28 protein-coding genes are annotated in these 26,804 nt (G+C 60.4%); 17 read left to right on the top strand and 11 right to left on the bottom strand.

Annotation, left to right across the window (positions count from 1 at the left end; translation table 11 throughout):
• Positions 1 to 65 precede the first annotated feature (65 nt).
• Together PMA3_RS07660 and PMA3_RS07655 are read right to left on the bottom strand one after the other, a co-directional pair.
• Complete coding sequence (locus PMA3_RS07660) at positions 66 to 971, bottom strand: 5'-nucleotidase (RefSeq protein ID WP_064676589.1); 906 nt, start codon at positions 969 to 971, stop codon at positions 66 to 68.
• 93 nt (positions 972 to 1,064) lie between these two features.
• Positions 1,065 to 1,451 (bottom strand): thioredoxin family protein, encoded by a 387-nt coding sequence (locus PMA3_RS07655; RefSeq protein ID WP_064676588.1) that lies wholly within the window; start codon positions 1,449 to 1,451, stop codon positions 1,065 to 1,067.
• On the opposite strand from PMA3_RS07655, the gene PMA3_RS30535 reads away from it, so the two are divergent.
• Positions 1,450 to 1,893 (top strand): PilZ domain-containing protein, encoded by a 444-nt coding sequence (locus PMA3_RS30535; RefSeq protein ID WP_082930268.1) that lies wholly within the window; start codon positions 1,450 to 1,452, stop codon positions 1,891 to 1,893. The genes PMA3_RS07655 and PMA3_RS30535 overlap by 2 nt on opposite strands.
• Positions 1,894 to 2,062: 169 nt before the next feature.
• On the top strand, positions 2,063 to 3,139 hold the full coding sequence (locus tag PMA3_RS07645; RefSeq protein ID WP_064676587.1) for a 3-deoxy-7-phosphoheptulonate synthase: 1,077 nt from the start codon (positions 2,063 to 2,065) through the stop codon (positions 3,137 to 3,139).
• A 71-nt stretch (positions 3,140 to 3,210) separates the two neighbouring features.
• Here PMA3_RS07645 and PMA3_RS07640 read toward each other — a convergent pair whose 3' ends face one another.
• Positions 3,211 to 3,498 (bottom strand): GNAT family N-acetyltransferase, encoded by a 288-nt coding sequence (locus tag PMA3_RS07640; RefSeq protein WP_064676586.1) that lies wholly within the window; start codon positions 3,496 to 3,498, stop codon positions 3,211 to 3,213.
• Positions 3,499 to 4,130: 632 nt separating this feature from the next.
• On the opposite strand from PMA3_RS07640, the gene oprI reads away from it, so the two are divergent.
• The gene (gene oprI / locus PMA3_RS07635; protein ID WP_003172710.1) at positions 4,131 to 4,382 is read left to right on the top strand and encodes an outer membrane lipoprotei OprI; all 252 of its coding nucleotides are present in this window, start codon (positions 4,131 to 4,133) and stop codon (positions 4,380 to 4,382) included.
• A gap of 122 nt (positions 4,383 to 4,504) precedes the next feature.
• Here oprI and PMA3_RS07630 read toward each other — a convergent pair whose 3' ends face one another.
• From PMA3_RS07630 to PMA3_RS07620, 3 genes are all read right to left on the bottom strand, one after another.
• Positions 4,505 to 5,476, bottom strand: coding sequence for a L,D-transpeptidase family protein (locus tag PMA3_RS07630; protein ID WP_064676585.1), 972 nt, complete (start codon positions 5,474 to 5,476; stop codon positions 4,505 to 4,507).
• A 124-nt stretch (positions 5,477 to 5,600) separates the two neighbouring features.
• Positions 5,601 to 5,894 carry a hypothetical protein gene (locus PMA3_RS07625; protein WP_003226812.1) on the bottom strand — a complete coding sequence of 98 codons (294 nt, stop codon included), beginning with the start codon at positions 5,892 to 5,894 and terminating at the stop codon, positions 5,601 to 5,603.
• Between the two features lie 56 nt (positions 5,895 to 5,950).
• Positions 5,951 to 6,556: an arylesterase gene (locus PMA3_RS07620; protein WP_064676584.1), complete on the bottom strand. Its 606-nt coding sequence runs from the start codon at positions 6,554 to 6,556 to the stop codon at positions 5,951 to 5,953.
• Between the two features lie 10 nt (positions 6,557 to 6,566).
• Here PMA3_RS07620 and PMA3_RS07615 point away from each other — a divergent pair, with 10 nt between their 5' ends.
• From PMA3_RS07615 to greB, 3 genes are read left to right on the top strand one after another with little or no spacing between them, the layout of a single operon-like run.
• On the top strand, positions 6,567 to 7,250 hold the full coding sequence (locus PMA3_RS07615; protein WP_064676583.1) for an ABC transporter ATP-binding protein: 684 nt from the start codon (positions 6,567 to 6,569) through the stop codon (positions 7,248 to 7,250).
• Positions 7,250 to 9,754, top strand: coding sequence for an ABC transporter permease (locus tag PMA3_RS07610; protein WP_064676582.1), 2,505 nt, complete (start codon positions 7,250 to 7,252; stop codon positions 9,752 to 9,754). The genes PMA3_RS07615 and PMA3_RS07610 overlap by 1 nt, the downstream gene beginning before the upstream one ends.
• Positions 9,755 to 9,788: 34 nt before the next feature.
• A complete protein-coding gene (greB, locus tag PMA3_RS07605; RefSeq protein WP_064676581.1) occupies positions 9,789 to 10,286 on the top strand; it encodes a transcription elongation factor GreB in 498 nt (165 codons plus the stop codon).
• An 18-nt stretch (positions 10,287 to 10,304) separates the two neighbouring features.
• Here the strand turns inward: greB and PMA3_RS07600 are convergent, their stop codons facing one another.
• The 3 genes from PMA3_RS07600 to PMA3_RS07590 form a co-directional block, all read right to left on the bottom strand.
• Positions 10,305 to 10,613 carry a hypothetical protein gene (locus PMA3_RS07600; protein WP_064676580.1) on the bottom strand — a complete coding sequence of 103 codons (309 nt, stop codon included), beginning with the start codon at positions 10,611 to 10,613 and terminating at the stop codon, positions 10,305 to 10,307.
• 881 nt (positions 10,614 to 11,494) lie between these two features.
• Positions 11,495 to 11,929 (bottom strand): DoxX family protein, encoded by a 435-nt coding sequence (locus PMA3_RS07595; protein ID WP_064676579.1) that lies wholly within the window; start codon positions 11,927 to 11,929, stop codon positions 11,495 to 11,497.
• Between the two features lie 106 nt (positions 11,930 to 12,035).
• Entirely contained in the window at positions 12,036 to 13,457 is a 1,422-nt protein-coding gene (locus PMA3_RS07590; RefSeq protein ID WP_064676578.1) for an MltF family protein, read from the bottom strand.
• 229 nt (positions 13,458 to 13,686) lie between these two features.
• On the opposite strand from PMA3_RS07590, the gene PMA3_RS07585 reads away from it, so the two are divergent.
• On the top strand, positions 13,687 to 14,493 hold the full coding sequence (locus PMA3_RS07585) for a TatD family hydrolase (protein WP_064676577.1): 807 nt from the start codon (positions 13,687 to 13,689) through the stop codon (positions 14,491 to 14,493).
• A gap of 18 nt (positions 14,494 to 14,511) precedes the next feature.
• Here PMA3_RS07585 and PMA3_RS07580 read toward each other — a convergent pair whose 3' ends face one another.
• A complete protein-coding gene (locus PMA3_RS07580) occupies positions 14,512 to 15,717 on the bottom strand; it encodes an acyl-CoA dehydrogenase (protein WP_064676576.1) in 1,206 nt (401 codons plus the stop codon).
• Positions 15,718 to 15,924: 207 nt separating this feature from the next.
• On the opposite strand from PMA3_RS07580, the gene PMA3_RS07575 reads away from it, so the two are divergent.
• A complete protein-coding gene (locus PMA3_RS07575; protein ID WP_064676575.1) occupies positions 15,925 to 16,854 on the top strand; it encodes a LysR family transcriptional regulator in 930 nt (309 codons plus the stop codon).
• Between the two features lie 188 nt (positions 16,855 to 17,042).
• Here PMA3_RS07575 and PMA3_RS07570 read toward each other — a convergent pair whose 3' ends face one another.
• On the bottom strand, positions 17,043 to 17,729 hold the full coding sequence (locus tag PMA3_RS07570) for an alpha/beta family hydrolase (protein WP_064676574.1): 687 nt from the start codon (positions 17,727 to 17,729) through the stop codon (positions 17,043 to 17,045).
• A 95-nt stretch (positions 17,730 to 17,824) separates the two neighbouring features.
• On the opposite strand from PMA3_RS07570, the gene ccoN (PMA3_RS07565) reads away from it, so the two are divergent.
• The 9 genes from ccoN (PMA3_RS07565) to ccoG all read left to right on the top strand — a co-directional run bounded on the left by ccoN (PMA3_RS07565) (position 17,825) and on the right by ccoG (position 26,799).
• Entirely contained in the window at positions 17,825 to 19,249 is a 1,425-nt protein-coding gene (gene ccoN, locus PMA3_RS07565) for a cytochrome-c oxidase, cbb3-type subunit I (protein WP_064676573.1), read from the top strand.
• Between the two features lie 10 nt (positions 19,250 to 19,259).
• Positions 19,260 to 19,868 (top strand): cytochrome-c oxidase, cbb3-type subunit II, encoded by a 609-nt coding sequence (gene ccoO, locus PMA3_RS07560; protein ID WP_064676572.1) that lies wholly within the window; start codon positions 19,260 to 19,262, stop codon positions 19,866 to 19,868.
• A 21-nt stretch (positions 19,869 to 19,889) separates the two neighbouring features.
• A complete protein-coding gene (locus tag PMA3_RS07555; protein ID WP_338923491.1) occupies positions 19,890 to 20,090 on the top strand; it encodes a cbb3-type cytochrome oxidase subunit 3 in 201 nt (66 codons plus the stop codon).
• Positions 20,087 to 21,040, top strand: a complete 954-nt coding sequence (gene ccoP / locus PMA3_RS07550) for a cytochrome-c oxidase, cbb3-type subunit III (protein ID WP_064676570.1) — start codon at positions 20,087 to 20,089, stop codon at positions 21,038 to 21,040. The genes PMA3_RS07555 and ccoP (PMA3_RS07550) overlap by 4 nt, the downstream gene beginning before the upstream one ends.
• Positions 21,041 to 21,522: 482 nt before the next feature.
• Positions 21,523 to 22,965: a cytochrome-c oxidase, cbb3-type subunit I gene (gene ccoN / locus PMA3_RS07545; protein WP_064676569.1), complete on the top strand. Its 1,443-nt coding sequence runs from the start codon at positions 21,523 to 21,525 to the stop codon at positions 22,963 to 22,965.
• Positions 22,965 to 23,573 carry a cytochrome-c oxidase, cbb3-type subunit II gene (gene ccoO, locus PMA3_RS07540; RefSeq protein WP_017337535.1) on the top strand — a complete coding sequence of 203 codons (609 nt, stop codon included), beginning with the start codon at positions 22,965 to 22,967 and terminating at the stop codon, positions 23,571 to 23,573. Before ccoN (PMA3_RS07545) ends, ccoO (PMA3_RS07540) begins: the two co-directional genes overlap by 1 nt.
• Positions 23,574 to 23,578: 5 nt before the next feature.
• Entirely contained in the window at positions 23,579 to 23,764 is a 186-nt protein-coding gene (locus PMA3_RS07535; protein ID WP_003175465.1) for a CcoQ/FixQ family Cbb3-type cytochrome c oxidase assembly chaperone, read from the top strand.
• Complete coding sequence (gene ccoP / locus PMA3_RS07530) at positions 23,761 to 24,744, top strand: cytochrome-c oxidase, cbb3-type subunit III (protein ID WP_064676568.1); 984 nt, start codon at positions 23,761 to 23,763, stop codon at positions 24,742 to 24,744. The genes PMA3_RS07535 and ccoP (PMA3_RS07530) overlap by 4 nt, the downstream gene beginning before the upstream one ends.
• Before the next feature lie 639 nt (positions 24,745 to 25,383).
• The gene (gene ccoG / locus PMA3_RS07520; RefSeq protein ID WP_064676566.1) at positions 25,384 to 26,799 is read left to right on the top strand and encodes a cytochrome c oxidase accessory protein CcoG; all 1,416 of its coding nucleotides are present in this window, start codon (positions 25,384 to 25,386) and stop codon (positions 26,797 to 26,799) included.
• Positions 26,800 to 26,804: the final 5 nt, after the last annotated feature.

The raw sequence follows: 26,804 nt of genomic DNA, 5'->3' as shown, positions 1-26,804 counted from the left end.
GATTGATTCAGCTTAGCAGTGCCTTGGCGAGTTCGACGTGCCGTGCAACACCTTGAAGCAACGGCTTAAACCTTTTGCTCGTTGCTTATGCCATGGGGCACATGACCGGTGGCAACCACCTCCCTCGCCAGTTCGCAGTGGCCAGCCTGATCGTCGAAAAACACGTCGGCGGCAAAGGCTTCGAGAAAGGCCGACTTGGTCAGGCCACCGAGGAACAACGACTCGTCCAGGCGAATGTCCCATTCGCGCAAGGTGCGGATCACCCGTTCATGGGCCGGTGCCGAACGCGCGGTCACCAGGGCCGTACGAATCGGACAGGCGTCGTCGGGGAACTCGCGCTGCAACAGGTTGAGGGCGGCCAGGAAGCCTTTGAAGGGACCGCCGCGCAGAGGCTCGCGAGCCGCTTCACGTTCGCTGGCCTGAAAGGCTTCCAGGCCACCGGCCTGATAGACACGCTCCGATTCGTCGGAAAACAGCACCGCGTCACCGTCGAAGGCAATCCGCAATTCATCGCTGGCGGCACGACTGGCGCCGCCGGACAAAATGGTCGCCGCGGCGAACCCGGCCTCCAGCGCACTGCGCACGTCTTCGGCATGGGTCGAGAGAAACAGGTCGCAGCCAAAGGCCTTGAGGTAAGGATAAGGGCTGCGCCCACCGACAAATGCCGCCCGGGAAATCGCCAGGCCATAGTGATGGATCGAATTGAACACCCGCAGGCCGGTGTCGGCACTGTTGCGCGACACCAGGATCACCTCGACCCGGGCGCGCCCCAGATGGGCATTGAGGTTGAGGAGTTTCTGCACCAGCGGGAATGCATCGCCGGGCTCGAGGATTTCGTCTTCATGTTCGATCTGATACTGGCGATAGGCTTCAACGCCGCTCGACAGGTAGACCTTGTGGCTTTCGCTCAGGTCGAACAGCGCTCGCGAGGAAATCGCCAGCACCAGTTTGTCATCGATAGTCTTGGCCATGCCCCTTCCCCTTTGGTCGATCGACTCAAGCGCTACGTCGATCGATAAATCTCAAGCTGCGATACAAGACGTGCGGCCTGGCAACTGCACTCATCACGGCAACTCCTCTGCCGTTCGACCCAGCGCCCGCTCCACCGCCTCATTAAGTCCGGTAGCCGTCAGGCGCGATTCAAGCCCCCCGAAAAACTCGCCGTCGCGCACGACAAACAGCGCCGGCAAATGAAAAACCTGATAACGCTCGACCAGCCCGCCATTGTTCCCGGCATCGATCCAGCACAGCCGATCCACCTCCAGGTCGAAGCGCGGCAATCGCTCACGGGCAAAACGGCAACCGGCGCATCCGACACTGGTGAAAATCAGCAGTGAAATACCGCCCATCGCCAGCAGCCGTTGGTCGGCGTCGAAATCCGTCAGTTCCAATTCGACCACTATACTGGTGGGAACGATGTCAGATGGCCGACACATGGAGTCCGTGCTCATGGGACGTTTTCTTCCTCATCCTGACGATGTACCCGTTGAATTGACGTTGCTCACACCTGAGTGCATTTCGCGGCAACAGCTGCACTCTATCAGCCTCGGGGGCATGGCTTGCAATTACCACCGAGCGTGGCGCCACGGGACGGCGCTGCAAGTGCGCATGCCGAGCGTGAACCCGGACTTGCGCTACCTGGGCTATGTGGCCTGGTGCCTGCGACGAAAGCATGGCTATCTGGTGGGCATTGCGTTCGTGGACGAGCAGACGCTATTTACTGCGCGGATGGGTGAACAGGTGTGTCAGATCGAACGCTACTGCCGCATGCATGACAGCCACAGCGACTTGCACGACAACCAGGCACTGGCCCTGGAATGGGTCCAGGAGCATGCCGACGAGTTCTCCCACGACACGGTTCGCCGGGCATTTGCACAGCCAGTTCCGGATTAGCGAGCGTTTTCGGCGGGATTCCCGCCGGATTGTCGCCGCAAACCGCTGTCTGCCCATTGTCGAGCCACGGTGTAACGCGCTAAGGTTCCGCTCCCCGACGCGCTTAATTTGCTGTGCTCCGCCGCGCGGGTTCGCTGGCGGCCGGCACCCGTGACCTGACGAGTAAACGATGGCTGATTTACCGATCAACGACCTAAACGTCGCCTCCAACGAGACGCTGATCACTCCTGACCAGCTCAAGCGTGATATCCCTCTGAGCGACGCTGCCCTGCGCACCGTCACCAAGGGTCGCGAAGTCATTCGCAACATCCTGGATGGCACCGATCACCGCCTGTTTGTCGTCATCGGGCCCTGCTCGATCCACGACATCAAGGCGGCCCACGAATACGCCGAACGCCTGAAGGCACTCGCGGCCGAAGTGTCCGATACCTTGTATCTGGTCATGCGCGTGTATTTCGAGAAGCCACGCACCACCGTCGGCTGGAAAGGCTTGATCAACGACCCGTACCTGGACGACTCCTTCAAGATTCAGGACGGCTTGCACATCGGTCGCCAGTTGCTGCTGGATCTGGCCGAAATGGGCCTGCCGACCGCGACCGAAGCCCTTGACCCGATCTCCCCGCAGTACCTGCAGGACCTGATCAGCTGGTCGGCCATTGGCGCACGTACCACCGAATCCCAGACTCACCGTGAAATGGCTTCCGGCCTGTCCTCGGCTGTCGGTTTCAAGAACGGTACCGATGGTGGCCTGACCGTGGCGATCAACGCCCTGCAATCGGTTTCCAGCCCCCACCGCTTCCTGGGCATCAACCAGGAAGGTGGCGTGTCGATCGTCACCACCAAGGGTAACGCCTACGGTCACGTGGTGTTGCGCGGTGGCAACGGCAAGCCAAACTACGACTCGGTCAGTGTTGCGCTCTGCGAGCAGGCGCTGAACAAGGCGAAGATCAAGCCGAACATCATGGTCGACTGCAGCCACGCCAACTCCAACAAGGACCCGGCCCTGCAACCGCTGGTGATGGAAAACGTCGCCAACCAGATCCTCGAAGGCAACCAGTCGATCATCGGGCTGATGGTCGAAAGCCATCTGAACTGGGGCTGCCAGGCGATCCCTAAAGACCTCGCCGACCTGCAATACGGCGTGTCGATCACCGATGCCTGCATCGACTGGACCGCCACCGAAACCACCTTGCGCAGCATGCATGCCAAGCTCAAGGATGTGCTGCCGAAACGCGCTCGCACCTGATCGCTTCTGCGGAAAAAACCGCCAGACAAAAAAACGCCGGGCTGAGCCCGGCGTTTTTTTATGCGCTCGTTTTACTGGTCCAGCTTGGCCGCATGCCGCTGATGACGCTCCATGTAGCGCTCCACGTAGGAGCACGACGGAATCACGGTATAGCCCATCTCCTCGGCGTATTGCAGTGCCTGCTCGGTCAATGCCGCAGCAATGCCCTGCCCACGCAACGCGTTGGGTACGAACGTACGATAAATATCCAGGGTCTGTTTCCCCAGATCCATATAGGTCAGGTAGGCACGATGACCGTCCACGGTGGTCTCGAATTGATGACCAGCCTGGTCATGGTGGATGGACAACGCCTCGCTCATCACTACTCCTCGCGGGTCTTGGATTCTGACCCCTACCTTACCGATGTTTTTCCGGCGAAGGAACATCTACGCCACCCCGTGCCTGAATGGACATCGAGAAGAGCTGCACGATCTCGCGCAACCGGGCACGAACAAATAGTAGGCACCATTGGCAAAAATGCTCAAGGTACGCTCGTCATCACGCCGGTCGGCGGGTGCTGCTCCGGGCTGCGCAGGATGGCTCGACCGGGTGTTCCACCAGGTCGGTGCCCGAACATTGCCGGATATTGAGACTTTAGACGAACGCCCCTCGTTAAAGTCACCTCAACTAGGAAAGATATGAGAGGTGCCGCACACATGCTGAACAAAAGTGTAGACGAATCCATATAGACAGACTTTGGCCAAGACCGGTAAAACAGCGGTGAGCACGAGGAACATTTTTCCTTGGGCTCGCTCACTTCGGGCCTCGTAGCTGGATATTTTTTAAACAATGCAGTTAAAAGTTGCTCGAAAAAGAATCAACGCCTACAATTTTTTTTGCTTCTTGCTACACGTCAGTTTACTTACTAGAAGTAATGGGTAGTATGTACGCCGGCCATTTCCTCACTCTGAGGAGACAGCTACTTACTAGAAAGTCCTTGAAGGGGAACACGATGAACAACGTTCTGAAATTCTCTGCTCTGGCGCTGGCCGCAGTTCTGGCTACCGGTTGCAGCAGTGTATCGAAAGAAACCGAAGCACGTCTGACTGCTACTGAAGACGCAGCAGCTCGCTCCCAGGCTCGTGCAGACGAAGCTTACCGCAAAGCTGATGAAGCTCTGGCTGCTGCTCAAAAAGCACAACAGACTGCTGACGAAGCTAACGAGCGTGCTCTGCGCATGCTGGAAAAAGCTAGCCGCAAGTAATAGTCCTTCGGGATTGTTATCAAGCCGATCCATTCATGGGTCGGCTTTTTTTTGCCCGCTGTTTCGTGCAGGCAAAAAAAACCGCCGACGCGGTCAGCGCGTCGGCGGGTTCGTTTCAAGCCTTACTGCAGTGGGTCGATCGGTGTACTCGTCACCATCGGCACCGACGCATCCGGCACGCCGATTTCCACCGGCAGGCCGTCTTCGGCAGCCACCACGTCGCGGACCACATCCCAGTTCATGCGCAGGTTGTTGGTGATGTCCTCACGCTTGAGCATCGCATTGATCACTCCGGTGTGCTTGTCCACCACCGACGGGTTGCCCTGGTCGTCCAGTGGCGTGTGCGCTTCCAGGTAAACCTTGCCGCCACTGACACCGAATTTGTACGGATCGCTGATGATGCGTACCGATGTGCCGACCGGCACCATGTCGGCCATTTCCAGCACGTTGTTGTTGAACATGCGGAAGCAGCCATGGCTGGTGCGCATGCCGATGCCGAACTTCTTGTTCGAACCATGGATCAGGTAGCCCGGGGTGCCCAGGGTGAACTTGAACGGCCCCAGCGGGTTGTCCGGACCGGCCGGCACCACGTTCGGCAAGGGATCGCCATCGGCGGCGTGCTCGGCCTTGATCGACGCTGGAGGCGTCCAGGTCGGGTTCGGCGTCTTGGCGATGATGCTGGTGTGGGCAATCGGCGAGCCCCAGCCTTCACGGCCGATACCCAGCGGGAAGGTATAAACCACGTCCCGGCCTTTCGGGTAGTAATACAGGCGGTATTCGGCCAGGTTGATGACGATGCCTTCACGCGGGCCCGGGGGCAGGATGAAGCGTGTCGGCAGCACGATCTCGGTGCCGGCGCCCGGCAACCATGGATCGACCCCCGGGTTGGCCGCGACCATTTCCGAATAGCCCAGATCGTAGGTGGTACCAAGGTCGGCGAAGGTGTCTTCGTACTTGGCCTTGATCACTTGCACCTGGCCGACGATGTCTTCACCGGGCGGTGGCAGGGGCAGCTCCAATGCTGCAACCGGACCCGCGACGCACAGGGCGGCAAGGGTCAGGCAGCGGGTGACGGCAGGAAAACGCGGCAACATCCGGAAAATCCTTCGCATGATCGACAAGGGTATAAAAACCGGATTGTACACTGGCGCCCGTTATTTCGGGGAGGCGCGACTGTTACAGGCGATGCAAGGCAGTTGTCGGACTTGCCACAGGGCCCTAGAGCTCGAAGCGCAATTCCGGCCAGATCGGTGATGTGCCGCGTTTCTGCGATTCCAGGATGGCCCGGCACAGCGAGCACAGGCGCTGGTCCTGGAACACCCGACGGTCGACGCTCGACCAGCGTGGCTGCGCCGGCAGTAGGCTGCCGCACAAGGTGCGGTCGGCCGAGCCACCCAGTTCCAGCTGACGGGTCACCAGATGCACCCGCACTTCCTGGCAGGCAAACAGATCCAGCTGTTCGTCAGGCTCGATCAGTTGGTAGGCAAAAAGTGACCAGGCGGGACGCGGCATCGGGGGCTCCAAATCGGGGGCGCCACCTTAGCCGAAACGCGACCGCTAGAAAAGCGTCAAAGCAGCGGTTTCAGTGTCGGCCAGACATTTTCCAGCAACTTGTCCTGCGCCCCTGCGGCCGGGTGCAAGCCGTCGGCCTGCATCAAGTCCGGATGACCGCCCACGCCGTCGAGAAAAAACGGTACCAGCGGGATTTTCTTCTCATCGGCCACCTTGGTGTAAACCTCGGCGAAGGCCTTGGTGTAACGCTCACCGTAGTTGGGTGGCAATTGCATGCCGAGCAACAGCACCTTGGCGCCACTGTCCCTGGAGCTGTCAATCATCGACGCAAGGTTTTGTTGCAAATTAGCTGGGGGCATTCCACGCAGCCCGTCATTGCCGCCCAACTCGAGGATCACCAGTTCCGGCTTATGCTCTGCAAGCAGCGCCGGCAGGCGCGCCTGGCCTCCGGCACTGGTGTCGCCGCTGATGGACGCATTGATCACCTTATCGTCGAAACCTTCGCGCTTGAGCCGTTGCTCGAGCAGCGACACCCACCCCAAACGGGTATCCAGGCCGAAACCGGCGCTGATACTATCGCCAACGATCAGGACTGTACCCGCCGCTGCGTTCTGGGCCATGCACATCAAGGCCAGGCCGGCACTCAAAAACCACACTCGCATCGGATTCTCCATGGGCGCAAGCATTCTCACCGCGAAGAACCTCAGCAAAGTGGTATCCAGCGCGGAAGGTGAACTGACTATCCTGCACGAACTCAGCCTGGAACTGAACAAGGGCGACAGCCTGGCCATCGTCGGCGCCTCCGGTTCCGGCAAATCCACCCTCCTCGGCCTGTTGGCGGGCCTCGACCTGCCGAGCAGCGGAGAAGTCACCCTGGCGGGGCAAGGCCTGAGCCAACTCGATGAAGACCAGCGCGCCCGCATCCGCGCCGAACATGTCGGTTTTGTTTTTCAATCCTTCCAGTTGCTCGACAGTCTCAACGCTCTGGAGAACGTCATGCTGCCGCTGGAACTCGACGGTCGCAAAGACGCCCGTGAGCGCGCCACCGAATTGCTGCAACGGGTCGGCCTTGGCCAACGCCTGAGCCACTCGCCGCGCCAGCTCTCCGGCGGGGAACAGCAGCGCGTGGCCATCGCCCGCGCCTTTGCCGCCGAACCGGATGTGTTGTTCGCCGACGAACCCACCGGCAACCTCGACAGCCACACCGGCGAACGCATCAGCGACCTGCTGTTCGAACTCAACCAGGAAAGCGGTACGACCCTGGTGCTGGTGACCCACGACGAACGCCTGGCACATCGCTGCCGGCGCCTGATCCGCCTTGAAGCCGGCCTGCTGGTCGCCCCTCTGGAGCCTTGATGGCACGCCTGCCGCTGTTGCGCCTGTTCAGCCTCGCCATCCGCCAACTGCTGCGCGACGCCCGCGCCGGTGAACTGCGGGTGTTGTTCTTCGCCTTGCTGGTGGCCGTGGCGTCGAGTACCGCCATCGGCTACTTCGGTGCCCGCCTGAACGGCGCCATGATGCTGCGCGCCACGGAATTTCTCGGCGCCGATCTGCTGCTCGAAGGCAGCTCGCCGGCGCGCCCCGAACAGATCAGCAGTGGCGTGGAGTTGGGCCTGGAACACGCGCAAGTGGTGGAGTTTTCCAGCGTCATCGCCACCGACAGCGGCATCCAGCTGTCCAGTATCAAGGCCGCCGATGACGTCTATCCGCTGCGGGGCGAGCTGAAAAGCACCCCCGCGCCCTTCGCCGCGGAGGTATCCGGTGGCGGCCCGAAACCCGGCGAAGCCTGGGTCGAGGGGCGACTGCTGACCGCGCTGGACCTGAAGATCGGCGACAGCATCGACGTCGGCATGAAAACCCTGAAACTGGCACGCGTGCTGACCTACGAGCCCGACCGTGCCGGCAATTTCTACAGCCTCACGCCACGGGTGCTGATCAACCTCGGCGACCTCGCGGCGACCGGCGTGGTGCAACCCGGCAGCCGGGTCAGCTATCGCGAACTCTGGCGCGGCACAGCCGAGGCCCTGGAAACCTATCGACAACTGATCAAGCCCGGGCTGGCCCCCAACCAGCGCATACAGGATGCCCGCGATGGCAATCGGCAGATCGGTGGCGCCCTGGGCAAGGCCGAACGTTACCTGAACATGGCCAGTCTGGTGGCGGTGCTGCTGGCCGGAGTGGCGGTGGCGTTGTCGGCGACACGCTTCGCAACCCGCCGATTCGACGCCAGCGCCTTGTTGCGTTGCCTGGGGCTATCCCGTCGGGAAACCATGGTGCTGTTCAGTTTGCAGCTGACGGTGCTCGGACTGCTCGCGAGTATCAGCGGCGCCTTTATCGGCTGGCTGGCACAGCTCGGCCTGTTCGCCTTGTTGCATGATCTGGTGCCGACCGATGTACCCCCAGGCGGCCTGTTGCCGGGCATCGCCGGAATTGGCACCGGACTGGTGGCGCTGGCCGGTTTTGCCTTGCCGCCACTGGCTGCACTGGGTCGGGTGCCACCCTTGCGGGTGTTGCGTCGTGACATGCTGCCGATTCCCACCAGCACCTGGATGATCTATGGCGCGGCATTGGGTGCCCTAGGCCTGATCATGTGGCGCCTGAGCCTGGACCTGCTGCTGACCTTCGCCCTGCTCGGCGGAGGCGTGATCGCCGCGCTGGTGCTGGGCGGCTTGCTGTTGCTACTGCTCAAGAGCCTGCGCCGAATGCTCGCGCGAGCGTCCTTGCCGTGGCGGCTCGGGTTGGGCCAGTTGTTGCGCCATCCCCTGGCGGCCGCGGGTCAAGCCCTGGCCTTCGGTCTGATTCTGCTGTCCATGGCATTGATCGCCCTGTTGCGTGGCGAGTTGCTGGACACCTGGCAGAACCAGCTGCCGAAAAACGCACCGAACTATTTCGCACTGAACATTCTGCCGGCGGACAAGCAGGCCTTCACCGATCGGTTGATCGAACTGTCGGCACAATCGGCGCCGTTGTACCCGGTGGTGCCGGGGCGACTGATCAGCATCAATGGCGAGCCGGTGCAGGAAATCGTCAGCAAGGACTCAGCCGGTGACCGGGCGATCCAGCGCGACCTGAGCCTGACCTGGGCGGCGGACCTGCCGGCGGGCAACACGCTCACCGCCGGCAACTGGTGGCCCGAACAGGCGCCGGACGAGATTCCCGGCGTATCGGTGGAAGGCAAGGTCGCCGAGAGCCTGAAGCTCAAGCTCGGCGATCACATGGTGTTTACCGTCGGCGGGATGAATCGCGAAGCGAAAGTCACCAGCCTGCGAGACATCAACTGGGACAACTTCCAGCCGAACTTCTTCATGATCTTCCAGCCTGGCACGTTGAAGGACTTGCCTGCGACCTACCTGACCAGTTTCTACCTGGCGGCCGGTCATGATCAGCAGATCGTCGACCTGTCCCGATCCTTCCCGGCGGTGACGATTCTGCAAGTCGAGGCCTTGCTCGCGCAGTTGCGCAGCATCCTCGCCCAGGTCACCCTGGCGGTGGAATACGTGCTGTTGTTCGTGTTGGCGGCGGGCATGGCGGTGTTGTTCTCCGGCCTGCAAGCGACGCTGGATGAACGCATTCGCCAGGGTGCCTTGCTGCGAGCGCTGGGGGCGGAGCGACAGTTGCTGGTCAAGGCCCGACGCATCGAGTTCGGTCTGCTTGGCGCGGTCAGCGGCTTGTTGGCGGCATTGGGTTCGGAACTGGTGAGCCTGGTGCTTTACCGCTACGCCTTCGACCTGCCCTGGCAGCCGCATCCGTGGTTGCTGGTGCTGCCGCTGATCGGCGCCGTGCTGATCGGTGGCGCCGGTGTCTTCGGGACTCGTCGCGCCTTGAACGCCAGCCCCCTGACAGTCTTGCGCGAGGGTTGATAGACTCAAGCCCTCTCCACCACAAGAAGTTGCCATGAGCCGTTATCGCCCTCCCCGCACCGCTGGCACCGCGCTGATCACCCCCGAGGGTGAAGCGCGGATGCGGGCCGAGTTCCATGAGCTCTGGCATGTGCGCCGCCCGCAGGTCACGCAGTCGGTCAGCGAGGCCGCGGCCCAGGGCGATCGCTCGGAGAACGCCGAGTACACCTATGGCAAGAAGATGCTGCGCGAGATCGACAGTCGCGTGCGCTTTCTCACCAAGCGGCTGGAAGCGCTCAAGGTAGTCAGCGAGAAGCCGAGCGACCCGAACAAGGTTTATTTTGGCGCCTGGGTCACCATTGAAGACGAGGCTGGCAAAGAATCGCGCTATCGCATCGTCGGGCCGGATGAGCTTGATTTGAAGCTGGGGTTGATCAGCATCGACTCACCGCTGGCCCGCGCGCTGATCGGCAAGGCCCTGGACGCGGAAGTTCGGGTCCAGACGCCTACCGGCGAGCAGTGTGTGTATATCGTGGCGATCGACTATCCCTGAGTCGCAGCGCGCTGAACCTCAGCGGCGGGTGATCAGCCCTTGCCGGGCAACACGGACCAGTTGCCTGATCACTTCGGGGGCGTCTTCAACGCTGGGCGATTGAATCACCGCCAGATCAAAGCTGTCGCTGGCAAATCGGGCCAGGGACTCGCCGTCTTCGACAAACTGGATCAGGAAGGCTGCAGGTCCGCCGGTGCGACGTGGCCAGCCATCGAGATAGCGCAGGAGCGTTGGTTGATGTTTGCCGCCAAGCAGGATTTTTGGATTGCGCTGGGTCAGATGGGCCGTGATCGGCGCGGGGCGTATAACGGGGCTTAGTGCATTCATCGTGTCGTGTCTCAGCCTCAAAAAGTCTGCATGGCAGGTGAGAGGCAACACCGAACCAGCGCTTTAGCGGTATTTCGAAGCTTGCTGCAAGCTTCTGTCGGCAACTGGATGAGTCACCTGGCGCCCCGCAAGTAGCTGTTTAAATCGGCGCATGAGCAGCATCCTAGAGAAGCTGACCGGATGGTGTCAAGAATGACGCGCAACAAAAAACGGCTGCGCAATGGGGAAAGTGGTTGGCTTGTCGGATCGCCGCACCGCAGCGAAGACGGCGGATCAGTCGACATCGGTGCCGAATGTCAGTCCGCCTTCGCGAGCAAGCCCGCTCCCACAATTGGACCGGGTACATCCGCAGAAACAGGTCGCTGTCAGGCGGCCAAGATCAAGATCAAGAGATCGCAGCCTTCGGCCCCTCCTACAGTGGGTCAGTGTACATCCGAGAGAGATTGGTTGGCTGGCAGGCCGCCTTCGCTGGCAAGCCAGCTCCTACAATGGATCGGTGTACACCAGCGCCCTTCACCACTCATCAGGCCGAGCGTTAGCTCGCCTGCAGCGCTTGATCTTGATCCACCCGCCCCTATATCGGGAGGCTGAGTGGAGGTGTTCATCCGGGGAGTGGCGCGCAGCGCCGTTCGACGCAGTCGAACACGCTGCATGTAGGTCGTCGCGAAGCCAACCTGCGGGCTGTGTCCCCGGATGAATACCGGAGCGAAGGAACGCCGAGCCTTAGCGAGGGGCCGGACGCCGGGGCGAGCCTTTTTGGGTACTTTTTTGGCGTTTGAAAAAAGTGCCTCGCCGTAAGGGCGAAACCCTAAGTAGCCGTTACCGCAGCAACGGATATGTACACCATCAAACCCCCCGGTCGGCTACCAGGCCGCCTTCTATCAACCAGCAATGGCCCGATCAACCGACAGCTTGCCCGCACCCTCAATCAACACCGCAATACTGCCACCCAACAACGCCAAGGCAAATTCATACCCGTTGTTGGCCATGAACAGCCCATTGCCGATATGCACAGTGAAAATCGCCACCAGCGAAAGAAAGGTCAGCCCCAGTGCAGCCGGGCGTGCCAGCAAGCCAATGATCAATGCCAGGCCGCCAAAGAACTCGGTCCCACCCGCCAGCGTCGCCATCACGTAGCCTGGGGTCAGGCCGATGCTCTCCATGTACTGCGCCGTGCCCGCCAGACCATAACCACCGAACGCGCCGAACAGTTTCTGCGCACCGTGGGCCGCGAAGATGATGCCGACGAAAATCCGCAGGACAGTCAAGCCATAGCCGGCGCGGGTAAACAGTACCTTGTTGATCAGTGTGCTCATGCTGTGTCATCCATTCTGGAGTTGAGTGTTGGCTTGGCCGCTATATTAATCAGTAAATATCATGTTAAAAGCGCAATAAATCCGCCATAACAATCAGTTTATTCGATCATTTACGCGAGACAACCTTCTGCCCCCCGGGCTCCAACGACTCCCGTTCCCGATCGAACGCCAGGTAATACTTGTTCACGCTATTAACATAGCTGACGGCGCCCATTCCCACCTGCTCCATGGCGATGCGTTCCACCTGGAAGAACCACTGATTGGGATTCAAGCCCCGGCGACGCGCCTCGGCACGCATGCCTTGCACGCGCTCCGGTCCCATGTTGTAGGCCGCCAGCACAAACGCCATGCGCTCACGTTCGTTGAGTTTGGGGCTGGAAAAGAACTTGCGACGGATCAAGGCCAGGTACTTGGCCCCGGCCTGCACATTGGCATCGAGGTTCTGAATATTGTCGACCCCTACCCGCTGGGCCGCGGAGGGGGTGATCTGCATCAGGCCGGTGGGGCCGCTGCCGCTGCGGGCATTGGGTTGCAGGGACGACTCCTTGAACGCCAGCGCCGCCAGGTTCAGCCAGTCCATGCCCTGGGCTTCAGCGTGTTTCTGCAGCACCGGTCGAAGTTTTTCCAGGCGCTGTCGATTGGCCTTGGCCAAGGGATAATGCACTCGATACGAGCGTCGATAGGTTCGCAGGAACGCGACGTCCTGGTCCGACGGTTTCTTGTAGCCGACCAGGAAGCGGTCGATGCTCGCGCGCAACATCGAAGCATCGCGGCGCACGAACCAGAACTCTTCGCCCGGCTCGCTGATGAGCACCTGCCGATCAAATCGCAACTTGGGCAGGATCTTGCCCCAGCGCTCGGCAATCGGTTGCTCGACGATGGTCAGGTGAAAAATCCCGCCCTGGACCATCTCCAGCACATCCTCGACCGCCAGGCTCGGATCGACCCACTCGATCTTCACCGGCGCCAGTTTGCGCAACGCCAGCTTTTGATTGATCTGGCTGACCGCATCGCCGGCGGCACTGCCGGTGGGCAGCGCCAGGGTTTTGCCCGAGAGTTGCTCAACACGGGTGTAGCGTCGCTCGCCCTTGATACCGACCAGCAGCAACGGTACGTTGCTCGAAACCGGCGCACTGGTGCTGACGGCGTAGCCGGGTCTCAGGTCGAGCAGTTCCCCGGGCGCCACCAGATCCCCTTCGCCGCGCTGCAGCGCTCCGAGTAGTTGATCCTTGGCCTTGGGAATGATCTTGAGGGTGATTTCCTGCCCGTCTCGGGCGTGACCGTTGAGGTATTGCTCGAAGGCGCGCAGGCGATGGTATTCGACGCCGATGGACTGGCCCTGGACTTCGCCGGAGCTATTGCGGCTCTGATTGACCAGCACTCTGAGCACCCGGCTGCTGCGGATGTCCGCCAGATCGCGGACCTTGGCTGCCGGCACGGCTTGCAGCGGCCCGGCCAGGCGCGCATCCGCGGGCATCGGCAGCAGCAACGAACAACACAGCAGTAGCAAAACCGAGGGACGAATCATCCGCTCTCCGCGAAGAATACCGGGCCGATCGTTTTGATGAGATCGAGCGACAGAAACAGAGCGCACTGAGCGCTGACAAGGTGCCGAAAACCGGCACAGTGATGGCACATTGGCCAGCCGGACCTGTCTCTCGGCCTCAAAAGACAGTAATAACCCGTTGTAGTTCTTGGTTTTTCTTATAAATTTGCAGCTCTGATATGCTTTCCGGCCTTTGGTCCGAGGTAGCACCATGCAACTCATCGATATCGGCGTCAACCTGACCAACCCTTGTTTTGCCGACAAGCATCAGGCGGTACTCGACCGTGCCTACGCTGCCGGGGTCTGCCAATTGGTGCTCACCGGTACCAGTGTCGAGGGCAGCGAACAGGCACTGGAGCTGTGCCGCCAGCTGGATGAAACGGCGCAACGCCTGTTCGCCACCGCCGGTATTCATCCTCACTCGGCCAGCGACTGGAACGCCGACAGCGACCGCCAACTGCGCAGTTTGCTCAAGGAGCCGAATGTGGTGGCCGTGGGTGAATGCGGACTGGATTTCAATCGCGATTTTTCGCCGCGCCCACAGCAGGAAAAAGTCCTCGAAGAGCACTTGGCGATGGCGGTCGAGCTGCAAATGCCGGTGTTCCTCCACGAGCGCGATGCCAGCCAGCGTTTGCTGGAGATCCTGCGTGACTACCGTGATCAGTTGCCCGCGGCGGTGGTGCATTGCTTCACCGGCGAAAAAAAGGCCCTGTTCAGCTATCTGGATCTGGATTTGCACATCGGCATCACCGGCTGGATTTGCGACGAGCGCCGGGGCACCCACCTGCATCCGTTGGTAAAGGAAATCAAGCGCGGGCGGTTGATGCTGGAGAGCGATGCGCCGTACCTGTTACCGCGCAGTCTGCGGCCCAAGCCGAAAAACGGGCGCAACGAACCTGCGTACCTCACCGAAGTGTTGCGCGAAGTGGCGCTGCATCGAGGGGAAAGCGAGGAAGAGCTGGCGGCCCACAGTACGGCGTGTGCGCGGGCGTTCTATGGGCTGCCAACGGTCGACTGAGGTATCGCCGCCTTGCTCCTACCGGACGTACTTGCCGATCTCGAACTTGCCGATCGCCGCGCGGTGCACTTCGTCCGGGCCATCGGCCAGGCGCAGGGTGCGTTGCATCGCATACATGTAGGCCAGCGGAAAATCGTTGGACACCCCGGCTCCGCCATGGATCTGGATCGCCCGATCGATCACCCGCAACGCCACGTTCGGCGCCACCACCTTGATCTGTGCGATTTCGCTTTTCGCAATTTTATTGCCGACAGTGTCCATCATGTACGCAGCCTTCAATGTCAGCAGGCGCGCCATGTCGATCTCCATCCGCGAGTCGGCGATCTTGTCGATGTTACCGCCAAGACGTGCCAGGGGCTTGCCAAACGCTGTACGGTTCACCGCGCGCTTGCACATCAGCTCCAGCGCGCGCTCGGCCATGCCGATCGAACGCATGCAGTGGTGAATCCGGCCAGGGCCAAGGCGACCCTGGGCGATTTCGAAGCCGCGTCCTTCACCCAACAGGACGTTTTCGTACGGCACCCGGACATTTTCAAACAGCACTTCGGCATGACCGTGAGGCGCATCGTCGTAACCGAACACGGGTAGCGGCCGCACGATTTTCACCCCAGGGGCATCCACCGGCACCAGAATCATCGAGTGCTGGGCATGGCGCGGTGCGTCCGGATTGCTCAGGCCCATGAAGATCAGGATCTTGCAGCGCGGATCGCAGGCACCCGAGGTCCACCATTTCTTGCCATTGATCACCCACTCGTCGCCATCGCGCACGGCGCGGGCAGCCATGTTGGTGGCGTCGGAGGACGCCACGTCCGGTTCGGTCATGGCAAACGCCGATCGAATATCGCCGCGCAACAAGGGTTCGAGCCAGCGTTGCTTCTGCTCTTCATTGGCATAACGCACCAGCACTTCCATGTTGCCGGTGTCCGGCGCGGAGCAGTTGAACGGTTCCGGTCCCAACAGCGAACGGCCCATGATTTCCGCCAGCGGCGCGTACTCCAGGTTACTCAGGCCGGCGCCGAGTTCGGACTCGGGAAGAAACAAATTCCACAGCCCTTCAGCCTTGGCCTTGAGTTTGAGCTCCTCCATGATTGCCGTCGGCTGCCAGCGATCGCCCTCGGCGACCTGGCGCTCGAATACGGTTTCGGCCGGATAAACGTAGGTGTCCATGAACGCGGTCACGCGCTCACGCAGTTCTTGCACCTTGGGCGAATAAGCGAAATCCATGGGCAGCTCTACCTTTTGACAGGGGGTTTTGATGAGTTGTTCAAGTCATGCAATCGATGCTAGAACAGCTACTAAAATTTACCTAGCCTATTCTCGGCGTGTATTAACATTCATCACCGATATATGATCGACTGATCGTCAAGGCCACCCAACCCCACATAACGCCAGCCGATATAACACCAGCCCCTATAACAAGAGTGCAGCGCAATGAATCTGAGCAAGGTCGATCTCAATCTTTTCATCGTCTTTGACGCGATCTACACCGAAGCCAATCTGACACGGGCCGGGCAGATAGTCGGGATCACCCAGCCGGCGGTATCCAACGCGCTGGCCCGTCTGCGCGAGACCTTCAACGATCCGTTGTTCGTGCGCACCGCCCAGGGCATGGTCCCGACGCCGATGGCCCAGAACATCATCGGCCCGGTACGCAACGCCCTGTCCCTGCTGAGGGTCTCGGTGCAGGAAAGCCGCATCTTCAATCCGCTGCAGGCGGTCAAGACCTATCGCATCAGCATGACCGACCTCACCGAAGCGGTGATCCTGCCAGCGCTGTTCCAGCGCCTGCGTCGCCTGGCACCCACGGTGATCATCGAGAGCTTCCTGTCCAAGCGCCGCGAAACCACCAAGGAACTGGCGGCCGGGCGCCTCGACTTCGCCGTCGACGCGCCGCTCAACACCGACCCGCAGGTGCGCCACGTCAAGCTGATGGAAGACCGCTACGTGTGCGCCATGCGCAAGGGGCATCCGCTGGCCGGCAAGGAAAAATTCACCCTCGATGACTACCTCTCCCTGACCCACATCCATATCTCCAGCCGTCGCAGCGGCCTGGGTCATGTTGATCTGGCACTGGGCAAGATGGGCATCCAGCGCAAGATCGCCCTGCGCTCCCAGCATTACCTGATGGCCTCGCAAGTGTTGCAGCAGACGGACATGGTGATGACCGTGCCGGAGCGCTTCGCCCGCCGCCATGACTTGTACTCGGTGAACTTGCCGGTCAATGACGTGCCGCCGGTGGAAACCCACCTCTACTGGCACGAAAGCACCGACCAGGACCCGGCCAACCGCTGGATGCGCGAGCAGATGATCGAACTGTGCCAGCAGGTGACGGCTCAAGAGAAGAAGCTGGATAAGGTCTAGCCAGCGGCTCACCCCCTGTCCCCCTGTGGGAGCGAGCTTGCTCGCGATGGTCGTTAACGATAACGCGTTCTTCCTGAACAAACGCATAATCGTTAACGACCATCGCGAGCGAGCTCGCTCCTACAAGGGGATAGGTGCAGGGCGAGGACGGGGTTTCGACGATAAGGCGCCCGAGCGGCAGCGAAACCTCACACAAGAAACGCAGCAACCTTGCCCGCCGCTGCCGCCAAATGCTGTTCATGGGTAAACCCCGAAGCCTTCAACGGCTTCAAATCATGATCCCCCGCCACCAGCCAGAACACCTCGATACCCGGCGCCAAAGTGTAAGCCTCAACCGCCTCGCGATTGCCCAGCGCATCCCGCTCCCCCTGAACAATCAGCGTCCGGGTCTTCAATCCGGCCAAATGCTCGACCCGCGGCTTTTGCGGTTTGCCGACCGCATAAAACGGATACCCCAGACACACCAGCGCATCCGCCCCCAGTTCATCCGCCAGTAGACTGGCCATGCGCCCGCCCATGGACTTGCCGCCGATGGCCAGACGCCCAGCGACATGGCGTCGCACCACGGCATAGACCTCACGCCAGCACTCCAACAGTCTGGGTGCCGGGTTCGGTGGACGTTTGCCACCATCAAGGCGTCGCTGCGCCATATAGGGAAACTCGAAGCGCAGCACGTTGACGCCATGCGCAGCAAGGCGTGCGGCGATGTCGTCCATCCAGACACTGTCCATCGGCGCACCGGCGCCATGGGCGAGAATCAGCGTCACAGGCTCGGTGGACCCCTTTGCGGCAGCCTCATTCCACAGCCAGCCGTGGTCGCGCACACACTGCGCCCATTGATCCCCGTCAATACTGGCCTTGTGCTCTTTGTCCATGCTTGCCTCGCTTTTAGTCTGCCTATAACTCCAGGCGAAGTGAGCGTTGCCTTGCGCATACGCCGGCACTTCGGCTGAACCGTGGATGGGGAACCATGAACACTTCTATCAGTACCGCCTACAACTACAAGGTGGTCCGCCAATTCGCCATTATGACGGTGGTGTGGGGCATCGTCGGCATGGGCCTCGGGGTTTTTCTCGCAGCCCAATTGGTATGGCCCGAACTCAACTTCGATCTGCCATGGACCAGTTTCGGCCGGTTGCGCCCGCTGCACACCAACGCGGTGATCTTCGCCTTTGGCGGTTGCGCCCTGTTTGCCAGTTCGTTCTATTCGGTGCAGCGCACCTGCCAGACACAGCTGTTCGCCCCGAAAATCGCCGCGTTCTGCTTCTGGGGCTGGCAGCTGGTGATTCTCCTGGCGGCCATCAGCCTGCCGCTGGGTTACACCAGTTCCAAGGAATACGCCGAACTCGAATGGCCGATCGACATCCTGATCACCATCGTCTGGGTCGCGTACGCCGTGGTGTTCTTCGGCACGATCATGCAACGCAAGACCCGGCACATTTATGTCGGCAACTGGTTCTTCGGCGCATTCATCATCACCGTGGCGATTCTGCACATCGTCAACAACGTTGAACTGCCGGTGAGTTTCACCAAGTCCTACTCGGTCTACGCCGGTGCCACCGATGCCATGGTGCAGTGGTGGTACGGGCACAACGCCGTAGGCTTTTTCCTCACCGCCGGCTTCCTCGGGATGATGTATTACTTCGTGCCGAAACAAGCCGAGCGTCCGGTGTACTCCTATCGCCTGTCGATCGTGCACTTCTGGGCGCTGATCACCCTGTACATCTGGGCCGGCCCCCACCACTTGCACTACACCGCGCTGCCGGACTGGGCGCAGTCGCTGGGCATGGTGATGTCGCTGATCCTGCTGGCACCGAGCTGGGGCGGCATGATCAACGGCATGATGACCCTCTCGGGTGCCTGGCATAAGTTGCGCAGCGACCCGATCCTGCGTTTCCTCGTGGTGTCGCTGGCGTTCTACGGCATGTCGACCTTCGAAGGGCCGATGATGGCGATCAAAACGGTGAACGCCCTCTCCCACTACACCGACTGGACCATCGGCCACGTGCACGCCGGCGCCCTCGGCTGGGTGGCGATGATTTCGATCGGCGCGCTGTACCACATGATCCCGAAAATCTTCGGCCGCACGCAGATGCACAGCATCGGCCTGATCAACGCGCACTTCTGGCTCGCCACCATCGGCACCGTGCTCTACATCGCCTCGATGTGGGTCAACGGCATCGCCCAGGGCCTGATGTGGCGCGCCATCAATGAAGACGGCACGCTGACCTACTCCTTCGTCGAGACCCTGGTGGCAAGCCACCCAGGCTTCGTCGTGCGCCTGGTAGGCGGTGCGATTTTCTTCAGCGGCATGCTGCTGATGGCCTACAACACCTGGCGCACCGTACGGGCTTCGCAGCCTGCCGAAGCCGCCGCTGCCGCGCAGATCGCCTGAGGAGGCCGCCATGAAACACGAAACAATCGAGAAAAACGTCGGCTTGCTGATGTTGCTGATGGTGCTGGCCGTGAGCATTGGCGGCCTGACCCAGATCGTCCCGCTGTTCTTCCAGGACGTCACCAATAAACCGGTGGAAGGCATGAAGCCCTATACCGCGCTGCAACTGGAAGGTCGCGACATTTACATCCGCGAAGGCTGCGTCGGTTGCCACTCGCAGATGATCCGGCCGTTCCGCGCCGAGACCGAGCGTTACGGTCACTATTCGGTCGCCGGTGAAAGCGTCTGGGATCACCCGTTCCTGTGGGGTTCGAAACGTACCGGTCCGGACCTGGCCCGGGTCGGCGGTCGCTATTCCGAGGACTGGCACCGCGCGCACTTGTACAACCCGCGCAACGTGGTGCCCGAATCGAAAATGCCCGGGTATCCGTGGCTGGTGGCCAATCCACTCGACAGCAGCCACACCGAAAGCAAGATCAAGGCGATGCGCACCCTCGGCGTGCCCTACAGCGACGACGACATCGCCGGCTCAGTGGCCTCGCTCAAAGGCAAGACCGAGATGGACGCATTGGTCGCTTACCTGCAAGTGCTTGGCACATCCATCAAGAGCAAGAGGTAAGCCATGGCCATGCCCTTTGAAATAGTGAGCGAATTGAGCAGTGGAATGATCCGCGGCCTAGGCACGGTCGTGGTGTTTGTGGCCTTCGTCGGCCTGACGCTGTGGGTGTTCAACAGCAAACGCAATCCGGAGTTCGCCGAAGCGCGCTTGCTACCGTTCGCCGATGAACCGCTACCCGACGACGCCACCCAAGAACCTGAAACAAGGAGTACCCGGCCATGACCACCTTCTGGAGTACGTGGATTTGCGTACTGACCATCGGCAGCCTGATCGGCCTGACCTGGCTGCTGATCGGCACCCGCAAGGGCGAAACCAAGGGCAGCGTCGACCAGACCATGGGCCACAGCTTCGACGGCATCGAGGAGTATGACAACCCGCTGCCGCAGTGGTGGTTCATGCTGTTCGCCGGCACGCTGGTGTTCGCCGTGGGTTATCTGGTGCTGTACCCGGGCCTGGGCAACTGGAAAGGCATCCTCCCCGGTTATGAGAACGGCTGGACTGGCGTCCACGAGTGGGAAAAGGAGATGAACAAGGCCGAGGCGAAGTTCGGGCCGATCTTCGCCAAATTTGCGGCAATGCCCGTGGAAGACGTGGCCAACGATCCGCAAGCACTGACCATGGGCGGTCGCTTGTTCGCCTCCAATTGCGCGGTGTGCCACGGCTCGGATGCCAAGGGCGCTTTCGGCTTCCCCAACCTGGCCGACAGTCACTGGCGCTGGGGTGGCGATGCCCAGACGATCAAGACCACCATCCTGGGCGGGCGCATGGCGGCGATGCCAGCCTGGGGTGAAATCCTCGGTGAAGCCGGCGTGAAGAACGTTGCGGCTTATGTGCGTCATGATCTGGCGGGCCTGCCTTTGCCGGACGACAGCACGTTCGACCTGCAAGCCGGGCAGCAAGCTTTCAACACGACCTGTGTCGCCTGTCACGGGGCAAAGGGCCAGGGCACTGAAGCCATGGGTGCGCCTAATCTGACGCAGCCGGCCGGGTACATCTATGGCACCAGCCTGGCACAGCTTGGACAAACGATTCGTCATGGCCGCCAGGGGCATATGCCCGCGCAGAACGAGCTGCTTGGCAACGATAAAGTGCAATTGCTGGCGGCCTATGTGTACAGCCTGTCACACGGACTGAATACAGAGCGTTTGCAGGCTAAAGGCAAAAGCGAATAATTCTTGAACCCGACACTGCCGCATTCTCCCGGATGCGGCAGTTCCCTGCCCCCTTTGCGACCCATTGTCGCACCCTCCCTAAGTCCTCCTTTCGGTTCCCCGGATTCGGGTCTAAGCTTCCCCCGATGCGGACTGGCATAAGCCGGCTCCAGGTCGACCTTACCCGATGTGTTCGACGAATTTGCTCGATGACAGGCCGCAAAGGCTGGTAGATACCGGCTGTCGTGCCAAATGCCATCAGCCGCCGCATCGTCATTTTGAACACGCCCCGTTACAACTGACCTGATCCCCTCATCCCATTCCTGTACAGGGGTATTTTGTCCGGGGGCAATTTTGTCCTTACGTGGCGCATGGAAAGGCCGCAGAATCAGCTTTTGAAAGCATTGACCCTGGTCATGGCGCGTTGCAATGACCCCCCGCTTTCTACATACTTGCGGCCGATTTTTACTCCTAATAAAACACCCAAACCGTGGAACCTTAGAATGAGCACAGCAATCAGTCCGACTGCTTATAACTATAAGGTAGTCCGCCAGTTCGCCATCATGACGGTGGTCTGGGGGATCCTTGGCATGGGGCTCGGTGTCTTCATCGCCTCGCAACTGGTCTGGCCGGAGTTGAACTTCGGTCTGCCATGGACGAGCTTTGGACGCCTGCGCCCGTTGCACACCAACCTGGTGATTTTCGCCTTCGGTGGTTGTGCACTGTTTGCCACTTCTTATTACGTCGTGCAGCGAACCTGCCAAACGCGACTGATTTCCGACAGCCTCGCCGCCTTCACCTTCTGGGGATGGCAGGCGGTGATCGTCGGCGCGATCATTACCTTGCCGCTGGGTTACACCACCACCAAGGAATACGCGGAACTGGAATGGCCCCTGGCTATTCTGCTGGCCATTGTCTGGGTCACCTACGGTCTGGTGTTCTTCGGCACCATCACCAAGCGCAATACCAAGCATATCTACGTGGGTAACTGGTTCTACGGTGCCTTCATCGTCGTGACGGCGATGCTGCACATCGTCAACCACGCGTCGCTGCCGGTCAGCTTCTTCAAGTCCTACTCGGCCTATTCGGGTGCGACGGATGCGATGATCCAGTGGTGGTACGGTCACAACGCGGTCGGTTTCTTCCTGACCACCGGCTTCCTGGGGATGATGTACTACTTCGTTCCGAAGCAGGCCGAGCGTCCGATCTACTCCTATCGCCTGTCGATCGTGCACTTCTGGGCGCTGATCACCTTGTACATCTGGGCCGGTCCGCACCACCTGCACTACACCGCATTGCCGGACTGGGCTCAGTCCCTGGGCATGGCCATGTCGATCATCCTGCTGGCACCCAGCTGGGGCGGCATGATCAACGGCATGATGACCCTCTCGGGCGCCTGGCATAAGCTGCGCACCGACCCGATCCTGCGCTTCCTCGTGGTATCGCTGGCGTTCTACGGCATGTCGACCTTCGAAGGCCCGATGATGGCCATCAAGACCGTCAACTCGCTGTCGCACTACACCGACTGGACCATCGGCCACGTACACGCCGGCGCTCTTGGTTGGGTAGCCATGATCTCGATCGGCGCGATCTACCACATGATCCCGAAACTGTTCGGTCGCGCGCAGATGCACAGCATCGGCTTGATCAACGCCCACTTCTGGCTCGCGACCATCGGTACCGTGCTGTACATCGCTTCGATGTGGGTCAACGGCATCACCCAGGGCCTGATGTGGCGTGCAATCAACGACGACGGCACCCTCACCTACTCGTTCGTCGAAGCGCTGCAAGCCAGCCACCCCGGTTTCATCGTTCGCGCCCTGGGCGGTGCGTTCTTTGCCAGCGGCATGCTGTTCATGGCCTACAACGTATGGCGTACCGTACGTGCCTCGAACCCGGTTGAAGCCAAAGCTGCTGAACAGATTGCTGTAGTTGGAGCTCACTGATGAAGCATGAAGCAGTCGAGAAGAATATTGGCCTGCTGGCCTTCTTCATGGTTATCGCCGTCAGCATCGGCGGCCTGACACAGATCGTTCCGCTGTTTTTCCAGGACGTCACCAACAAGCCGGTCGAAGGCATGAAGCCCCGTACCGCCCTTGAACTGGAAGGTCGCGACATCTACATCGCCAACGGTTGTGTCGGCTGCCACTCGCAGATGATCCGCCCGTTCCGTGCTGAAACCGAACGTTACGGCCACTACTCGGTCGCCGGTGAAAGCGTCTGGGACCACCCGTTCCTGTGGGGTTCCAAGCGTACCGGTCCGGACCTGGCCCGTGTCGGCGGTCGTTACTCCGATGACTGGCAGCGTGCGCATTTGTACAACCCGCGCAACGTAGTGCCCGAGTCGAAAATGCCGGCCTACCCGTTCCTCGTGGAAAACAAGCTCGACGGCAAAGACACCGCCAAGAAAATGGAAGTCTTGCGCACGCTCGGCGTCCCTTACACCGACGAAGACATCGCCGGTGCACAGGATGCCGTGAAGGGCAAAACCGAAATGGACGCGCTGGTGGCCTATCTGCAAGGCCTGGGCACCATCATCAAAAGCAAACGGTGATTTAGATGGATATCGGGATGATTCGTGGCCTGGGCACCGTTGTCGTGATGGTGGCCTTCATCGGTCTGGCGTTGTGGGTATTCAGCCCCAAGCGCAAGTCGGAGTTTGAAGACGCGACCTTGCTGCCTTTCGCGGATGATCCCGAAGCCATCAAGCACGTCGAGCAAGCTTCTAGGAGTAACAAAGAATGACTACGTTCTGGAGTCTGTACGTCACAGTCCTCAGTCTCGGCACCATCTTCGCCCTGACCTGGCTGCTGCTGTCGACCCGCAAGGGCCAGCGCAGCGAAGCCACCGAAGAAACGGTTGGCCACTCCTTCGACGGGATCGAGGAGTACGACAATCCGCTGCCAAAATGGTGGTTCATGCTGTTCGTGGGCACCATCATCTTCGCCCTGGGGTATCTGGTGCTGTATCCGGGCCTGGGCAACTGGAAAGGCCTGCTGCCGGGTTACAACTACCTGGATAACGAGAAGCAGACCGCGTTCGCCAACGGCCAGACCGGCTGGACCGGCGTTCACGAGTGGGAAAAGGAAATGGCCAAGTCGGACGCCAGGTTCGGCCCGATCTTCGCCAAGTTCTCGTCCATGCCTATCGAAGAAGTGGCCAAGGACCCGCAAGCCCTGAAGATGGGTGGCCGCCTGTTCGCCTCCAACTGCTCGGTCTGCCACGGTTCCGACGCCAAGGGCGCCTATGGCTTCCCTAACCTGACCGACGCCGACTGGCGCTGGGGCGGCGAAGCGGAAACCATCAAGACCACCATCATGGGCGGTCGTCACGCCGTGATGCCGGCCTGGTCCGAAGTGATTGGCGAGCAAGGCGTGGCCGACGTGGCCGCGTTCGTGCTGACCAACCTCGATGGCCGCAAACTGCCGGAAGGCACCAAGGCCGACCCGGTTGCCGGGCAGAAACTGTTCGCCGCCAACTGCGTGGCCTGCCACGGTCCGGCAGGCAAAGGGACCCCGGCCATGGGCGCCCCTGACCTGACCCACCCGGGTGCGTTCATCTACGGCTCGAGCTTCGCTCAGCTGCAGCAGACCATCCGTTACGGCCGTCAGGGCCAGATGCCTGCGCAAGAACAGCTGCAAGGCAACGACAAGGTCCACCTGCTGGCCGCTTACGTCTACAGCCTGTCTCACGGTGAGAAGGCTCCGGCGGAAGATGCCCAGTAACGTTTGATGTAAAAGAACGGCCCCGCCAATGAGAGTTGGCGGGGCCGTTTGCATTTCGAGGCATTAATGATTTGAGACGAATGCTCGATAGACGCGAATTTCAGCGAGCTGTAGCTTCTCTTTTCACCCTGACAAGCAAAACGTGAGGGCCACCATTCGAAGATATATTTCAAGGAAGAACTATATGCGAGAGTCTGATCACGACTGTGGGCAATCCTACGAGGATTTCATTTACGCTGACGACGATGTTGACGGTACGCCCCCTGGCAGCGAAAACACAAAACCCGCCACTGAAACTGTCGACGCTGTCGAATCCGTCGAAGCTGTCGATAGAAAAAGAGAAAGCGGGCTGGATAGCCTGGGAGGAGGAATGGTGCTCTGACGCTTTGCAGCGTCAAAGAGTCTCTGCGATCCAGGCAGCATCTCGGGAGAGGTGTTTCATGGATCGTCTATAGTCAATTGATCTGGATCATGATTTGTTACATCTGCTACACCATCCTCGCCCTTCCCCCAACGCGACCAAAGGTCGCACCCTTGACCCAGAGCGACAGGCGTATCATTGCGCCACTGCTACACCCTTTTTGACCGCGGTCGGCATGTACTGACCGGGGCATTTTTCCACTGCCGTGGGATGCAATGATGAGCAACCAGATTCCGGTACACGACGTTACCCCGCCTGCCAAAAACACCAACAGCACCGTCGACCTCTACGCCTCTCGGGAAAAGATCTACACCCGCGCCTTCACCGGGCTGTTCCGCAACCTGCGGATGATGGGCGGTGCCGGGCTGTTCCTGCTGTATTTCGGTACGGTCTGGCTCAATTGGGGTGGCCACCAGGCCGTCTGGTGGAACCTGCCGGAGCGCAAGTTCTTCATTTTTGGTGCGACCTTCTGGCCCCAGGACTTCATCCTGCTCTCGGGGATTCTGATCGTCAGCGCCTTCGGCCTGTTTTTCATCACCGTATATGCCGGACGGGTCTGGTGTGGCTATACCTGCCCGCAGAGTGTCTGGACCTGGATTTTCATGTGGTGCGAGAAGGTTACCGAAGGCGACCGCAACCAGCGCATCAAGCTCGACAAGGCGCCGATGAGCGCCAACAAGTTCCTGCGCAAGTTCAGCAAACACGCAATGTGGCTGTTGATCGGCTTCGTGACGGGCATGACCTTCGTCGGCTACTTCTCGCCGATCCGCGAATTGACCATCGACTTCTTCACTGGCGCAGCCGATGGCTGGTCCTACTTCTGGGTCGGTTTCTTCACCCTCGCCACCTATGGCAACGCCGGCTGGCTGCGTGAACAGGTGTGCATCTACATGTGCCCGTACGCACGCTTCCAGAGCGTGATGTTCGACAAGGACACCCTGATCGTTTCCTACGACCCGCGCCGTGGCGAATCCCGTGGCCCGCGCAAGAAAGGCGTCGACTACAAAGCCATGGGCCTGGGCGATTGCATCGACTGCACCATGTGCGTCCAGGTCTGCCCGACCGGTATCGATATCCGCGATGGCCTGCAGGTCGAATGCATTGGCTGTGCAGCCTGCATCGATGCCTGCGACAGCATCATGGACAAGATGGATTATCCCCGGGGCCTGATCAGCTACACCACCGAGCACAACCTGTCCGGGCAAAAAACCAATAAACTGCGTCCCCGCCTGATCGGCTATGCCACGGTGCTGCTGGCGATGATCGCCTTGCTGGTGACCGCGTTCTTCATGCGTTCGCTGGTCGGCTTCGATGTCAGCAAGGATCGGGTGCTGTACCGCGAGAACGCCGAAGGCCGGATCGAAAACGTCTACAGCCTGAAGATCATGAACAAGGACCAGCGCGACCACACCTACCTGCTGGAAGCCTCTGGCCTGCCGGACCTCAAGCTGCAAGGCAAGCGTGAAATCAAAGTCGCCGCCGGGGAGATTTTCAGCCAGCCGGTGGAGTTGTCCAGCGCACCGGAACAACTGCCGTCGAGTACCAACGAGGTGAAGTTCATCCTCAAGGACGCCGATGACGCCAGCATCCACGTTGAAGCCAAGAGCCGGTTCATCGGCCCACAAATTCGTTGAGAGAA

The sequence above is a fragment of the Pseudomonas silesiensis genome, from assembly GCF_001661075.1.
Lineage (GTDB): Bacteria > Pseudomonadota > Gammaproteobacteria > Pseudomonadales > Pseudomonadaceae > Aquipseudomonas > Aquipseudomonas silesiensis.
The sequence above is the reverse complement of the archived record's forward strand: the minus strand, read 5'-3'. Positions and strand labels throughout refer to the sequence as shown.